Source organism: Streptococcus sp. ALY_211 (genome assembly GCF_058314555.1).
Map to the genome: position 1 here is coordinate 388,034 of NZ_JBZFUN010000001.1, position 15,926 is coordinate 403,959.

At 40.6% G+C, this 15,926-nt stretch carries 10 protein-coding genes; 9 read left to right on the forward strand and 1 reads right to left on the reverse strand.

Annotation, left to right across the window (positions count from 1 at the left end; translation table 11 throughout):
- Nucleotides 1-77: 77 nt before the first annotated feature.
- Complete coding sequence (locus tag AC4HAJ_RS01925; RefSeq protein WP_491078460.1) at nucleotides 78-4,319, forward strand: glycoside hydrolase family 70 protein; 4,242 nt, start codon at nucleotides 78-80, stop codon at nucleotides 4,317-4,319.
- Between the two features lie 135 nt (nucleotides 4,320-4,454).
- Here AC4HAJ_RS01925 and AC4HAJ_RS01930 read toward each other — a convergent pair whose 3' ends face one another.
- On the reverse strand, nucleotides 4,455-5,609 hold the full coding sequence (locus AC4HAJ_RS01930) for a KxYKxGKxW signal peptide domain-containing protein (RefSeq protein ID WP_491078461.1): 1,155 nt from the start codon (nucleotides 5,607-5,609) through the stop codon (nucleotides 4,455-4,457).
- Between the two features lie 276 nt (nucleotides 5,610-5,885).
- On the opposite strand from AC4HAJ_RS01930, the gene AC4HAJ_RS01935 reads away from it, so the two are divergent.
- From AC4HAJ_RS01935 to carB, 8 genes are all read left to right on the forward strand, one after another.
- The gene (locus tag AC4HAJ_RS01935) at nucleotides 5,886-6,791 is read left to right on the forward strand and encodes a LysR family transcriptional regulator (RefSeq protein WP_491078462.1); all 906 of its coding nucleotides are present in this window, start codon (nucleotides 5,886-5,888) and stop codon (nucleotides 6,789-6,791) included.
- An 11-nt stretch (nucleotides 6,792-6,802) separates the two neighbouring features.
- Nucleotides 6,803-7,273, forward strand: coding sequence for a signal peptidase II (gene lspA, locus AC4HAJ_RS01940; protein ID WP_491078463.1), 471 nt, complete (start codon nucleotides 6,803-6,805; stop codon nucleotides 7,271-7,273).
- Nucleotides 7,257-8,150 (forward strand): RluA family pseudouridine synthase, encoded by an 894-nt coding sequence (locus AC4HAJ_RS01945; RefSeq protein WP_491078464.1) that lies wholly within the window; start codon nucleotides 7,257-7,259, stop codon nucleotides 8,148-8,150. The genes lspA and AC4HAJ_RS01945 overlap by 17 nt, the downstream gene beginning before the upstream one ends.
- A 197-nt stretch (nucleotides 8,151-8,347) precedes the next feature.
- Nucleotides 8,348-8,869 carry a bifunctional pyr operon transcriptional regulator/uracil phosphoribosyltransferase PyrR gene (gene pyrR / locus AC4HAJ_RS01950; protein ID WP_491078465.1) on the forward strand — a complete coding sequence of 174 codons (522 nt, stop codon included), beginning with the start codon at nucleotides 8,348-8,350 and terminating at the stop codon, nucleotides 8,867-8,869.
- A 14-nt stretch (nucleotides 8,870-8,883) separates the two neighbouring features.
- A complete protein-coding gene (locus AC4HAJ_RS01955) occupies nucleotides 8,884-10,146 on the forward strand; it encodes a uracil-xanthine permease family protein (protein WP_491078466.1) in 1,263 nt (420 codons plus the stop codon).
- Nucleotides 10,147-10,150: 4 nt separating this feature from the next.
- Nucleotides 10,151-11,077: an aspartate carbamoyltransferase catalytic subunit gene (locus AC4HAJ_RS01960; RefSeq protein ID WP_491078467.1), complete on the forward strand. Its 927-nt coding sequence runs from the start codon at nucleotides 10,151-10,153 to the stop codon at nucleotides 11,075-11,077.
- Between the two features lie 47 nt (nucleotides 11,078-11,124).
- Nucleotides 11,125-12,213: a carbamoyl phosphate synthase small subunit gene (locus AC4HAJ_RS01965; protein WP_491078468.1), complete on the forward strand. Its 1,089-nt coding sequence runs from the start codon at nucleotides 11,125-11,127 to the stop codon at nucleotides 12,211-12,213.
- A gap of 168 nt (nucleotides 12,214-12,381) precedes the next feature.
- Nucleotides 12,382-15,561, forward strand: a complete 3,180-nt coding sequence (gene carB / locus AC4HAJ_RS01970) for a carbamoyl-phosphate synthase large subunit (RefSeq protein WP_491078469.1) — start codon at nucleotides 12,382-12,384, stop codon at nucleotides 15,559-15,561.
- The last annotated feature ends 365 nt before the right edge of the window (nucleotides 15,562-15,926 follow it).

The window sequence follows — 15,926 nt, forward strand, 5'->3', positions numbered from 1 at the left end:
ATGTTAAAATTAAACGGAGCTTAAAGATTATTATATTTTTGAGCAATAACTTTTTTCAAATTGGGAGGACTCCATTCATGGAGAGGAAAGAACGTTTTAAAATGCATAAGGTCAAGAAAAGATGGGTAACTATCTCGGTTGCGTCTGCGACAATGTTGGCTTCAGCTATTGGAGCATCTGCAGCGAGCGCTGATACGAATGTAGCGCCTGTAGATGATGCTAGCCAACCTATTGTTGCTGGAGAGCAGACACAATCGGATCAAGAGCAAGTAGCTCCTTCTTCTGATGTCGCTGCGACTGCAACGTCAGAAGGTAATGAAGCTGGACAAGAAGCGGTACAAGCTGATGAAGTACAAGCGCCTGTAGCTCAAAAAGCAGCTGTATCTAATGATGTCCAAAGGGTTGCTACAGCAGATGTACAAGCTGATGAAGAGACTTCTGTTACAACACAGACAGCTGATCAATCGTTAGCTTCTGTTCCAAATGTTAAAGAAATCGATGGTAAATACTACTATATCGATCAAGATGGTGAAGCTAAGAAAAACTTCGCTTTCAGTCATGAAGGAAAAGTTTATTACTTCGATGCGACAGGGGCTTTGAAGAATACATCGGCTCGTGCTAATGCTAATCAAGCATCTTCAGCTACCAGTGCTGAGACAACTACCTTTGTTTCCAACAATCGTGCTTATGACACATCAGCTGATAGTTTTGAAGCTATCGATGGTTATTTGACAGCTGATTCTTGGTACCGTCCAAAATACATCTTAAAAGATGGTCAAAAGTGGACAGAGTCAACATCAGAGGATTTTCGTCCTTTGTTGATGGCTTGGTGGCCAGACACAGAAACTAAGCGCAATTATGTTAATTACATGAATAATGTGCTTGGTATCGATAAAGAATTTTCAAACGATGCATCTGTTAGTGATTTGCAAGCAGCATCTGAGGTAATTCAAGCACGTATTGAGCAGCGTATTACTTCAGAGCAAAATGTAGCTTGGTTGCGTGAGGCCATCTCAGCTTTTGTCAAGACCCAGTCTCAATGGAATGGTGAAAGTGAAAAACCATATGATAGTCACCTTCAAAATGGTGCTTTACGCTTTGATAATGACGCACCGTTGACACCAGATACTGAGTCTGATTACCGCTTGCTCAATCGTACACCGAGTGCTCAAACAGGTGTTTTAGATTCACGTTATACTTACAACCCTGATGATCCATTGGGTGGTTATGAATATCTCTTAGCTAACGATGTTGATAATTCCAATCCAGTCGTTCAGGCAGAAAGCTTGAACTGGCTACACTATTTGATGAATTTTGGAAGCATCTATGCTAATGACCCAGAAGCTAACTTTGACTCTATCCGTGTTGATGCGGTGGATAATGTCGATGCTGACTTGCTTCAAATTTCAAGTGATTACTTGAAAGCAGCATACAAAATTAATGAAAATAATAAAAATGCCAACGACCATGTCTCTATTGTAGAAGCATGGAGCAATAACGACACTCCATATCTGCACGATGAAGGCGACAATTTGATGAATATGGACAACAAATTCCGCTTGTCTATGCTTTGGTCTTTGGCTAAACCAACTGCTATTCGTTCAGGGCTTAATCCTTTGATTCACAACAGTGTGGTTGACCGTGAGGTTGATGACCGTGAAGTAGAAGAGGTTCCAAGCTATAGCTTTGCACGTGCTCATGACAGTGAAGTTCAGGATCTGATCCGTGATATCATCAAGGCAGAAATCAATCCTAACTCCTTTGGTTATTCCTTTACTCAAGAAGAAATCGATCAAGCCTTTAAAATTTATAACGAAGACTTGAAGAAAACAGATAAGAAGTACACACACTACAATGTGCCACTATCTTATACGCTTCTGTTGACTAATAAAGGTTCTATTCCACGTGTTTATTACGGGGATATGTTTACAGATGATGGTCATTATATGGCTAATAAGACTGTAAACTACGATGCGATTGAATCACTTCTTAAAGCTCGTATTAAGTATGTGTCTGGTGGACAGCGCATGCAAAACTATAATATCGGTAATGGTGAGATCCTTACTTCTGTTCGTTATGGTAAGGGTGCGCTTAAAGAGAGCGATAAGGGTGATGCAACAACACGTACATCAGGTGTAGGTGTTGTTATGGGTAATCAACCTGGATTTGATTTACAAGGAAATGTTGTAGCGCTTAACATGGGTGCTGCTCATGCCAACCAAGAATATCGTGCTATGTTGGTTTCTACTGAAACGGGTGTAGCTATCTACAATTCTGATGCTGAGGCGCAAGGAGCTGGACTAGTCAAGCGTACTGATGAAAATGGTTACCTTTACTTCTTGAATGATGATCTCAAGGGAGTAGCTAACCCACAAATTTCTGGTTTCCTTCAAGTCTGGGTACCTGTAGGAGCTTCTGATGATCAGGATATCCGTGTAGCAGCCTCAGATGCAGCAAGTACTGATGGACGTTCATTGCATCAAGATGCAGCTTTAGATTCTCGTGTGATGTATGAAGGCTTCTCAAACTTCCAAGCCTTTGCAAGAACTGAAGATGAATATACGAATGTAGTCATCGCTAAAAATGTGGATACCTTCAAATCATGGGGAATCACTGACTTTGAGATGGCACCTCAATACTTGTCATCAACTGACGGTCAGTTCCTTGACTCTGTTATTCAGAATGGTTATGCCTTTACAGACCGTTATGACTTGGGTATTTCTAAGCCAAATAAATATGGTACAGCTGATCAGTTAGTAGCAGCTATTAAAGCCCTTCATAAAGCTGGTATGAAAGTTATGGCTGACTGGGTTCCAGACCAAATGTACACTTTCCCAGAAAAAGAAGTCGTAACGGTAACACGTACAGATAAATTTGGTGTCCCTACTGCAGGTAGTGATATCAAGGGAACGCTTTATGTTACAGACACTAAAGGTAGCGGAAATGACTATCAAGCTAAGTATGGTGGGGAATTCCTTGATGAGTTGCAAGCCAAGTATCCAGAAATTTTCGAGCGTCTCCAAATTTCTACAGGTCAACCGATTGATCCATCAGAGAAAATCAAAGTATGGTCTGCTAAGTACTTTAATGGTTCTAATATTCTTGGACGTGGTTCTGACTATGTTCTAAATGATCAAGTATCTAATCAATATTTCACTGTCAATAAAGAAAATGTATTCTTACCAAGTGCACTTCTTGGAGAAGTGGTTGAAAGTGGTATTCAGTTTGATGGTACTGGATATATCTACAAGTCAAGTACTACTGGAGCTCAAGTGAAGAAGGCCTTCATCAATGAGGGTGGTAATCTCTATTACTTCGGAGAAAATGGTTACATGGTAACTGGTATGCAGTCTATCGATGGTGCTAACTATTATTTCCTTGATAATGGTGTTGCTCTACGTAACAGTATCTATAAAGATGCAGATGGTAAATCCTATTACTTTGCTAATGATGGTAAACGTTATGAAAATGGCTACTTCCAATTTGGTAACGATTGGCGTTATTTCCGCAATGGTGTGATGTCTGTAGGGGTAGATGCTGTTGATGGCAATCTTCAATACTTTGATAAAGATGGTATCCAAACTAAGGGTGAGTTTGTTACAGTTAATGGTGATGTTTACTACTTTGACCTTCATAGTGGTAATGCTGTACAAAATGCCTTTATGCAAGACAATGCTGGACACTGGTATTACCTAGGTCGAGATGGTAAGGCTGTTACTGGTCTCCAAAAGATCAACGGTCAAAATCTTTACTTTGAATCTAATGGTCAACAAGTCAAAGGTGAGTTTGCAACTTCTCAAGATGGTAAGCTTCGCTATTTCGACGCTGATTCAGGTGAAATGTGGACCAACCGTTTCGTATCTGATGCTGCTGGACACTGGTTCTACCTTGGAGCTGATGGAACAGCTGTAACAGGTGCTCAAACGATTAATGGCCAAAAACTTTACTTCGGCTCTAATGGTCAGCAAGTTAAAGGTGGCTTCCGTCATGATAATGGCCAAGTTCGCTATTACGATGCCGATTCAGGTGAGATGTGGACCAATCGTTTTGTTCAAGATAATGAAGGACACTGGTTCTACCTTGGTGAGGATGGCGTTGCTGTAACAGGTGCTCGTGTGATTAATGGTCAACGTCTCTACTTTACAGCTAATGGTCAGCAAGTTAAGGGTAATCTTGTACGTGGAGCAGATCGTCGTTTACGTTACTATGATGCTGATTCAGGAGATCAAGTCTTTAATAGAACTGTTAAAGTTGGTGATCGTTACTACGTCATTGGAGAAGACGGGATTGCCCGTGATCGTTTCTTCTTTGGTCGTTAATAAGTGTTATCAATAGAGATTGTCTATTATAATTGCAAAAGTCGTTTGGGAATAATTCCCAAACGACTTTTGTCATATCGTGGATCATAAAACCAGACAGGCTAAGCCCGTCTGGTTTTAAATATATATTGATGATTAGTAGCTAATGCGTTTACCTAAACCATCAGCTCCGATTTCAAATGTACCTGTACGAGCTTTAACAGTTCTGTTTTTTACAGCTTCTCCAGAGTTATAATCATAGAAGCGGTAGAGTTGCTCACCGTTTGCATCTTTTCCAGCTTCAATGGCTTCTCCCTTGACTTGGAAGTGATCGGAATTAAAGTAGTAGAGCTTACCATTTAGCTCGAAGTTACCATAGGCAGCCTTACCATCTTCTTTGAGGTAGATCCAAGCTTTATCACCGACAGCACCTGAAGGATAGCCGCGTGTATAGTGATGTGGTACTAAGACGAAGCGATTGGTTATCATTTCTCCAGAATCTGGATCGAAGTAGTAAAGGCTATCTCCAATTTGAGCAGTATGTCCTTTGACTTGCTTACCATCTTGGTTGAAGTATAGTGTTTGACCATTGATGTTTTGCCAACCAGTTGCTAGATGACCTTCTGCATCAACGTAGTACCAAGTGTTCACACCGTTTTCTCTATGGAAAGTATTACGCTTAAGGTTAGCGTCTAGGATTTCACCAGTATCATAATCAGTGCGGATAGCTTTACCAGTACTGTCTGTACCAATACCTTTCAGCTGTTGACCATTTTGTTCTGAGAAGTAGTATTGCTTACCATCAATCGTTTGGTAGCCTGTTACAATCTTGCCATCATTGCCATAGTAATAACTGTATCTTGTATCAGGAACAGTATACCAATGGCTACCTGTGCTAGAGCTAGTTGATTGAGTATTTTCTTCAACAGTCGCAGTAGATGCTGGTGTCGTTTGTGTCACAGCCTTGGCTGCAGTCTCAACAGTAGAAGAAGTTTCCTTATCAGTTTGAACAGGCTGCCAGCTTTGTTGCGCTTGATTAGCTTCTTGTGTTTGAGTAGCAGCTGTAGATTCTGAAGTTGCAGCAGGAGCTACTGATGCTGGTTGTTGTACAGTAGCTTGTGATTCTAAACCACTTCCTGGTTTTGCAATGATAGCACCAGAATCAGCAGGAGTACTCTGAGCTTTTTGCTCATCAGCTTTAGCTGGATTGCTGGACGCAAGTAGGGATACTGACAGCGCTGTCAGTGTTCCAGCTATCGTTACCCAGTGCTTTTTGGATTTGTGTAGTTTATAAGTTGTCTTTCCTTGCATTCTTATTACCTCCCTATGCAATTGTCGTAAGACCTGTTCATTGTAACATAATATGTTAAGAAATGTTTATGGTCTCTGAAATGATTAGATATTGTAATCTTAACGAAATATTAAATAATAAACAGCAATGAAGATAACGTTGATAGAAATAGTGACTTAAAATACTAGTGCTGTTTTTTGATTTTGAGACAACCTTCAAAGAAGGGAAGAGTTGAGATGTTCTAATAGATCAATTTTTGCTATAATAAAGCCAATGATATTATGAAGGGATGACTAATGAATATCCAACAATTACGTTATGTAGTTTCTATTGCCAATAGCGGGACATTCCGTGAGGCTGCTTCCAAACTTTTTGTCAGTCAGCCAAGCTTGTCTGTTGCTGTAAAAGATTTGGAAACAGAGTTGGGATTTCAGATTTTTACACGTACGACTACAGGTGCTGTTTTGACCAGTCAGGGTATGGTTTTTTATGAGAAAGCTTTGGATGTGGTTAAAAGTTTTGATAGTTTTGAAAAACAATACACCAATCCTGATATGGGGACCCCTCAATTTTCGATAGCCAGTCAGCACTATGATTTTTTGCCTCCTTTAATGACCACCTTCTCGCAAAAATATCCTGAGTATAGAGAGTTGAGGATTTTTGAGTCGACGACTGTACAAATTTTAGATGAGGTCAGTCAGGGACATAGTGAGATTGGGATTATTTATATGAATCGGCGAAATAGCAAAGGTATTCAGCAAAAATTGGATAAGTTGGGGTTGGAACTCGTTGAGTTGATTCCCTTTAAAACACATATCTATCTGCGTAAGGATCATCCTCTCACTAAAAAGTCTGTTTTAACTGTAGATGATCTAAGCAATTTACCGACTGTACGTTTTACTCAAGAAAAAGATGAATATCCCTACTATTCTGAGAACTTTATAGATACGTCTGACAGTTCCTTGTTATTTAATGTGACGGATCGTGCCACTTTAAATGGTATTTTAGAACGTACAGATGCTTATGCGACTGGATCAGGCTTTTTAGATAGTAGAAGTGTGAATGGTATAGCTGTCATTCCTATGGAAGATGATCTGGACAATAAGATGGTCTATGTCAAACGTGTAGATACAGCCTTGTCAGCGTATGCGCTTCAATTTATAAAAGAGATGCGTATTTACTTTGATACTTATAGACCATGAGGGGGATTCCTGTGAAATTACGACATCAACTTATACCTATAGTCGTTCTCTTTTTGATCGCACTAGATCAATGGTCCAAGTATTGGGTTGTCGATAGGATAGCCTTGCAGGGTGAGCGTCCCTTTTTACCTTTCGTGTTTCATTTGACCTATGTTCGAAATTATGGCGCAGCTTTTTCTATTTTACAGAACCAGCAGTGGTTTTTTGCACTAATGACGCTTTTGGTGATCGGTGCAGCTGTTGTCTACCTCTGGTACCACAAAGATGGTTCTCTTTGGATAGTTTCTAGTCTGATTTTGATTATAGCGGGTGGTTTAGGAAATTTTATCGATCGTTTACGTCTTGGCTACGTGGTCGATATGATTGAATTAGATTTTATAGACTTTGCTATTTTCAATCTGGCTGATAGTTTTTTAAGTATTGGTGTAGTGGTGATGCTGATTGCCCTATGGAAGGAAGGTGACCATGCAAGTAACAGTTAATGAGTTTGAAGGTGTTCGCCTTGATAAAGCACTGGCAGATTTGACGGAGCTATCGCGTTCTCAGGCTAATGATGCTATCAAGGCAGGGACTGTCTTGGTCAATGGTCAGGCTAAAAAGGCTAAGTATGCTGTTAAGCTAGGAGATATTATTACCTATGAAGCACCTCAAGAGGTTGTTTTGGAATATTCAGCACAAGATATCCCTCTAGATATTATCTATCAAGATGATGATGTTGCTATTATCAATAAGCCTCAGGGAATGGTGGTTCACCCTTCAGCTGGGCATAGTTCTGGTACCTTAGTTAATGCGCTGATGTTTCATATCAAAGATCTTTCATCCATCAACGGTGTGGTTCGTCCTGGTATTGTTCATCGTATTGACAAGGACACGTCGGGTCTGTTGATGATTGCTAAAAATGATCAGGCTCATCAGAGATTAGCTGAAGAATTGAAGCAGAAGAAATCCTTACGTAAGTATGTTGCTATAGTTCACGGTAATTTACCAAATGATAGGGGGGTGATTGAAGCTCCTATTGGTCGCTCAGAAAAAGATCGTAAGAAGCAGGCTGTAAATGCCAAGGGAAAACCTGCTGTAACCCATTTTAAGGTTTTAGAGCGATTTGGCGACTATACTTTGGTTGAGTTACGATTGGAAACAGGACGTACGCATCAGATCAGGGTTCATATGTCTTATATTGGTCATCCTATTGCAGGAGATCCTTTGTACGGTCCCAAAAAGACTCTGAAGGGGCAAGGGCAGTTTCTTCATGCCAAGACGCTTGGTTTCACCCATCCATCTACCGGTGAGGAGTTGGAATTTTCTGCGGAACCGCCAAGCATTTTTCAAGAAACTCTAGAAAGATTAAGAAAAGTCTGATCTAAGCTTGATTTGATAGTCATTATCTGTTACAATGTGTTAAATGAATATGATCCTTTAATCCGGTCCAGAGAGACAGGCAAGGAGTCACGATATTAATGAGGTAAGGGTGAGTTGTACTCTGACCTTGGTTTTGTGTAATCTCCTTGTGAAAGCAAGGAGATTTTTTCATAATTTATTGAAGAGGAAGCTGTCGTATGAAAGTAAAAGAAATTGTAGATGATGTGACAATGAAGCGTGCTATTACACGTATCACCTATGAGATTATTGAGCGGAATAAAAGTCTAGAGAATGTCGTTCTGGCAGGCATCAAGACTCGAGGGGTCTATATTGCTCGTCGCATACAGGAGCGCCTTAAACAGCTTGAAAATGTTGATGTCCCTGCTGGAGAGCTTGATATTAAGCATTTTCGTGATGATATTAGGGCTGAGGAAGATACGACAACGATGCCTGTGGATATTACAGGACGTGATGTGATTCTAGTAGATGATGTCCTTTATACTGGACGCACTATCCGAGCAGCCATTGATAATCTAGTCAGTCTGGGGCGTCCAGCCCGGGTTAGTTTAGCAGTCTTGGTTGATCGAGGCCATCGTGAATTACCAATCCGAGCGGATTATGTTGGAAAAAACATTCCGACTAGGTCTACCGAGGAGATTACGGTGGAGATGACTGAGGTCGATGGCAGGGACTGTGTCTTTATCAGTGAATCGAAATAGAAAAAGGGGATACTATGAATAAGCTTGCTTATGATATATCTGATAGGCCTAAAGCAGGGTTGCTTCTTGGACTATCACTGCAACATTTATTTGCTATGTTTGGAGCAACTGTCTTGGTTCCTATTTTAGTCGGGATTGATCCAGCTATAGCTTTATTTTCAAGCGGTTTAGGTACTCTTGTTCACTTATCAGTTACTAAGTACAAGATCCCGGCTTATATGGGCTCTAGCTTTGCCTACATAGCGACTATGCAGACATTGATGAAGACTGATGGCATGCCAGCTGTCGCTCAAGGGGCGATAGCTGGTGGCTTAGTCTACTTAATCGTAGCTATTATTGTCAAGTTTGCTGGTAAGAATTGGATTGATAAAGTTTTGCCACCGATTGTTGTTGGACCTATTATCATGGTTATTGGGCTTAGCCTAGCAACATCAGCCGTCAATGATGCTATGACAAAAGATGGTAATTACAGCGGTATCAGCTTGCTTGTTGCCATGGTCACCCTGCTTTCTGTTATTGCATTTAACCTTTATGGTAAAAAGATTGTGGCTGTTGTTCCCATATTGCTAGGGCTTATTGTTGGTTACGGCTTTGCTATTGTGGTAGGAGCAGTTAGTGGCCACCCCTTAGTTGATTTCTCAGGCGTAGCTCAGGCATCCTGGCTTGATCTACCTGATTTCCATATTTTCTTGACAAAGGGTCATTTTAAGTTTTACCCCAGTGCTGTTTTAACCATGGCACCGATTGCCTTTGTAACTATGACAGAACATTTTGGACATATTATGGTGTTAAATAGCTTGACGGGACGAGATTTCTTTAAAGATCCTGGTTTGGAGCGTACTCTGACAGGAGATGGTCTGGCGCAGATTGTTGCTGGGATTTTTGGGGCACCGCCTGTAACTTCTTATGGTGAAAATATCGGTGTTATGGCCCTTAATAAAATTTTCTCCGTTTATGTGATCGCAGGGGCGGCAATTCTGGCTATAATCATGAGTTTTGTTGGTAAGGTTTCAGCCCTCTTGCAGTCAATCCCATCGGCCGTTTTAGGTGGTGTTTCTATCGCTCTCTTTGGTGTTATTGCCGCCAGTGGACTGAAAATTTTGATCGAGAATAAGATCGATCTGGATAATAAGAAAAATCTTTTTATTGCTAGTGTTATCTTGGTTTCAGGTATTGGCGGTTTGACCTTGAAAATTGCAGGTCTTGAAATCACTAGTGTGGCATTTTCAACATTACTAGGAATTATTCTGTACCAAATTTTACCAGAAAAGGAATGATAGCATGGTTGTTATAAATGAAGGTGTCTCTCTAAAGCATCTGGTCACAATGGAAACTTTGACGAACGAAGAAGTCCTAGGATTGATTAAACGAGGAATTGCCTTTAAATCTGGTCAAGCTCAAATACAGTTAGATCGACAGTATATGGCAGCCAATCTCTTTTTTGAAAATTCGACTAGGACGCATAAGTCTTTTGAGGTTGCTGAAAAAAAGTTAGGATTGGATGTCATTGACTTCGATGCCAAAACTAGCTCTATCAATAAGGGTGAGACTCTCTATGATACTATCTTAACTATGTCAGCCCTGGGAGTGGATATCTGCGTAGTTCGACATAATCAGGACGATTATTATAAAGATTTGATTGATAGTCGGAGTATTCAGGCGTCTATCATTAACGGTGGTGATGGATCGGGTCAACATCCTAGTCAGAGTCTATTGGATTTGATGACTATTTATCAGGAATTTGGACATTTTGATCGTTTATCTGTTGCTATTGCTGGTGATTTAACGCATTCGAGGGTTGCTAAGTCCAACATGCAAATTCTCAAGCGCTTAGGAGCCCAGCTTTACTTCTGCGGTCCCAAAGAGTGGTATTCTAGTGATTTTGATGTTTATGGGCAATTTGAGGCTATCGACGCTATTGTTGATAAGGTAGATGTTCTCATGCTTCTAAGGGTTCAGCATGAGCGTCATGATGGGGCTAATAGTTTTTCGAAGAAGACTTATCATCAGCAGTTTGGTCTGACAGAGGATCGCTACAAGCGCATGAAAGACAGTGCTATCATTATGCATCCGGCACCTGTCAATCGTGATGTTGAGATTGCAGATCAATTAGTTGAAGCTCCAAAATCAAGGATTGTGGCCCAAATGCAAAATGGTGTATATGTTCGTATGGCGATCATTGAAGCTATTTTGAATGGTAAAACTTAGCTTCATATACGCCTGTAGGTAGTTGAGATAGAGTGAAAGGAAATTATATGGTAAAGAGATTACTTATTTTAGAAGACGGCACTATTTTTGAAGGTCAGGCTTTTGGTGCTGGTATAGATGTTACAGGTGAGATTGTTTTTAATACTGGGATGACTGGTTATCAGGAATCTATTACAGACCAGTCTTACAATGGACAAATTTTGACTTTCACTTATCCCTTGGTAGGTAACTACGGGATTAACCGTGACGACTATGAGTCTATTACACCGACTTGTAAGGGAGTTGTGGTATCTGAGCATGCTCGTTTAGCCAGTAATTGGCGCAACCAAATGTCTTTGGATGAGTTTTTCAAATCAAAAAATATTCCTGGAATTTCAGGTATTGATACGCGTGCATTGACTAAAATTATTCGTCAGCATGGTACGATGAAAGCGACTATTGCTAATGATGGTGATAGCCTCGATCACCTTCAGGATCAATTACGTGCGACAGTACTTCCAACTAACAATATCGAGCAAGTTTCTACCAAAACAGCTTATCCAGCCCCTGGGGTAGGCAAAAATATTGTCTTAGTAGACTTTGGACTTAAACACTCCATTTTACAAGAATTTTCTAAACGCCATTGTAGCGTAACAGTCGTTCCTTATAGCACGACAGCTCAAGAAATTTTGCAATTAAATCCAGACGGTGTTATGCTTTCCAATGGTCCTGGAAATCCGGAGGATGTACCAGAAGCATTGGAGATGATTCGTGGTATTCAGGGTAAAATACCTATTTTTGGTATCTGTATGGGTCATCAACTCTTTAGTTTAGCTAATGGTGCGCAAACTTATAAGATGAAGTTTGGTCACCGTGGTTTCAACCATGCGGTGCGTGAGATTGCTACTGGTCGTGTTGATTTTACTAGTCAAAATCATGGCTATGCTGTTGATCGTGAGACACTGCCGGATTGTCTAATGGTAACTCATGAAGAAATCAATGATAAGTCGGTCGAAGGTGTGCGTCACAGGGATTATCCAGCTTTTTCAGTTCAGTACCATCCAGATGCGGCGCCGGGTCCACATGATGCCAGCTATCTCTTTGATGAATTCCTTGAATTGATAGATGCTTTTAAATTAGAGCAAGCTAGTCGCTAATATTTAATGCTGTCCTGAGAGACACAAATGATAGAAAGGAGAAGATACAAGGTGTTCGACTTAGGTCGAGCGCATTCCAGATTTTTGCTAGGTTATCCTCTAAAGCATTCCAGATGGATCAATGTTTAGGTGATTATCAAAGATTCTAGGGAATTTGTATCATAAGTTATGTCAAAACGTTTAGATATTAAGAAAATTATGGTTATTGGTTCTGGTCCTATTGTTATCGGTCAGGCTGCAGAGTTTGACTATGCTGGAACTCAAGCCTGTCTGGCTCTACGTGAGGAGGGTTATGAAGTTGTTTTGGTCAACTCTAATCCAGCGACCATTATGACCGACAAAGAATTTGCTGATCGTGTTTATATCGAGCCTATTACGGTAGAGTTTGTTACGCGCATCTTGCGTAAGGAGCGCCCAGATGCTTTGCTGCCAACACTTGGTGGCCAAACTGGGTTAAACATGGCGATGGAGCTTTCTAATTCTGGTATTTTGGATGAGCTTGGTGTCGAGCTATTGGGGACTAAACTATCGGCTATTGATCAGGCTGAGGATCGTGACCTCTTTAAGCAATTAATGGAAGAATTAGACCAACCAATTCCAGAATCTGAGATTGTTAATACGGTGGATGAGGCTCTCGATTTTGCAGATAAAATTGGTTATCCTGTTATTGTTCGTCCAGCTTTTACGCTTGGCGGTACTGGTGGAGGGATGTGTGCCAATGAAGAAGAGCTGCGTGAAATAGCTGAGAATGGATTGAAACTCTCCCCTGTTACCCAATGTCTGATTGAGCGTTCGATTGCTGGTTTCAAGGAAATTGAATATGAAGTGATGAGGGATAGTGCTGATAATGCCTTAGTAGTTTGTAACATGGAGAACTTTGACCCAGTTGGAATTCATACAGGTGATTCTATCGTTTTTGCTCCAACGCAAACGCTCTCTGATATTGAAAATCAGATGTTGCGCGACGCTAGTCTAAAAATTATTCGTGCTCTTAATATCGAGGGAGGATGCAACGTTCAGTTAGCCTTGGATCCTAATAGCTTCAAATATTATGTTATTGAGGTTAATCCACGTGTGTCTCGTTCATCGGCTTTAGCTTCCAAAGCTACGGGTTATCCTATTGCTAAGCTAGCAGCGAAGATTGCCGTTGGTTTGACATTGGATGAGATGATTAATCCAGTTACAGGATCAACTTATGCCATGTTTGAACCAGCTTTGGACTATGTTGTTGCTAAACTTCCACGCTTTCCATTTGATAAATTTGAAAATGGTGAGAGACTTTTAGGCACTCAGATGAAGGCTACTGGAGAGGTTATGGCTATTGGGCGTAATATTGAAGAGAGTCTGCTCAAAGCTTGTCGTTCTCTTGAAATCGGTGTGCATCATAATGAGATCCCTGAGTTGGCTCATGTTACTGATGATGCTCTCTTAGAAAAAATTGTTAAAGCTCAAGATGATCGTCTATTCTATATTTCTGAGGCAATCCGAAGAGGATTTACGATTGAGGAAATTGCAGAATTGACTAAGATTGATCTCTTATTCTTGGATAAGTTGCTGCATATCTCTGAGATTGAAGATCTGTTAAAGACTTCCATCAATAATATCGATGCTCTCAAAGAGGCTAAGCGTTTTGGTTTTGGGGATCGTAAGATTGCCGAATTATGGAATATCACCGAAGCAGACATTCGTGAGTTGCGCTTGAATAATGGCATTGTTCCGGTGTATAAGATGGTGGATACCTGTGCTGCAGAATTTGAATCCTCTACACCCTATTTTTATTCAACTTATGCTTTTGAAAATGAGTCTATCAGGACCGAAAAGGAGTCTGTCATTGTACTTGGTTCTGGCCCTATCCGTATCGGTCAAGGGGTTGAGTTTGACTATGCAACCGTTCACTCAGTTAAGGCCCTTCAAAGAGCTGGCTATGAAGCTATTATTATGAATTCAAATCCAGAAACTGTCTCTACAGATTTCTCTGTTTCTGATAAGTTGTATTTTGAGCCTCTAACCTTTGAGGATGTGATGAATGTCATAGATTTGGAGCAACCTAAGGGGGTTATCGTTCAATTTGGGGGGCAAACTGCTATCAATTTGGCTGAACCTCTTTCTCAAGCAGGTGTTGAGATCCTTGGTACTCAGGTTCAAGATTTGGATCGTGCTGAAGATCGTGATCTTTTTGAACAAGCTCTTAAGGATTTGGATATTCCACAACCTCCTGGACATACGGCAACAAATGAAGCAGAAGCCATAGAAGCCGCCCGTGAGATTGGTTTTCCTGTCTTGGTTCGTCCATCATACGTTCTTGGTGGCCGTGCTATGGAAATCGTGGAAAACGAAGAGGATCTACGTTCTTATATGCGCACAGCTGTTAAAGCCAGTCCAGACCATCCTGTACTTGTAGATTCTTATTTAGTAGGAAGAGAATGTGAAGTTGATGCTATCTCTGATGGTAAAGATGTACTGATTCCAGGTATTATGGAGCATATTGAGCGGGCAGGAGTGCATTCCGGAGATTCCATGGCGGTTTACCCACCCCAAACCTTCTCGCAAGATATTATTGATACGATTGCGGACTATACCAAGCGTTTAGCGATTGGGCTTAATTGTATTGGTATGATGAATATTCAGTTTGTTATCCATGATGAAAAGGTTTATGTCATTGAGGTCAACCCACGCGCTAGTCGTACGGTACCATTCCTATCTAAGGTTACGGATATTCCGATGGCGCAGGTGGCGACCCAGTTGATTCTAGGTCAGAGTCTAGCTGATCTGGGTTATAAGGATGGTCTTTATCCAGCAAGTTCAAATGTCCACGTTAAAGCTCCTGTCTTCTCCTTCACCAAGTTAGCTAAGGTTGATAGCCTTTTAGGACCTGAAATGAAATCTACTGGTGAAGTCATGGGATCAGATAGGACGCTTGAAAAGGCACTTTATAAGGCATTTGAGGCTAGTTATCTACATCTTCCTACCTTTGGAAATGTCATTTTTACTATCCATGATGACACTAAGGAAGAAGCTCTTGATTTGGCTATGCGTTTTGATGCTATTGGTTATGGTATCTACGCTACTTCTGGAACTGCCGAGTATTTTGAGGCTAATGGACTCAACCCGATCCTAGTTAATAAGTTAGGAGAAGATGATGCTAATGATATTCCAGCCCTTCTTCGCAAGGGTCTTGTACAGGCGATTGTCAATACTGTTGGGACTAAGCGTACTGCTGATGAAGATGGACAGACTATACGCAGTGCCGCTATAGAAGCAGGTGTCCCTCTCTTTACAGCATTAGATACCGCAGATGCTATGGTTCGTGTGCTAGAAAGTCGTAGTTTCACGACACAAGCAATATAAAGTTCATTTACTAGTCATTTAGCCCAGCTGTTGTTATATATAGCATTAGACATTGTTTTGTTAAGGTAAATTGCTCAGTCCCTTAGTCTAATGATAAAGCCAATGATTATCTTTATTGAATTTTTCGATATTGATAGGATTAATGACTGTTTTTTCTATTGATAGAAAATAAAATGGTGTCAAGAAAAAAACTGTCAATCGAAATTGATAATGTCTTGAAAAAATCGGTCAGATAAGTGAAAATTGGTTATAATAGTGGTTGAGAGGTATTCCTCTCATGTTTGAATTCTTCATAAGATTTTCCGATTTTATGAAGGTATTGCTTGAAAGATGCAAGTTTCCACGGATGGGATTGTGGTGGAATA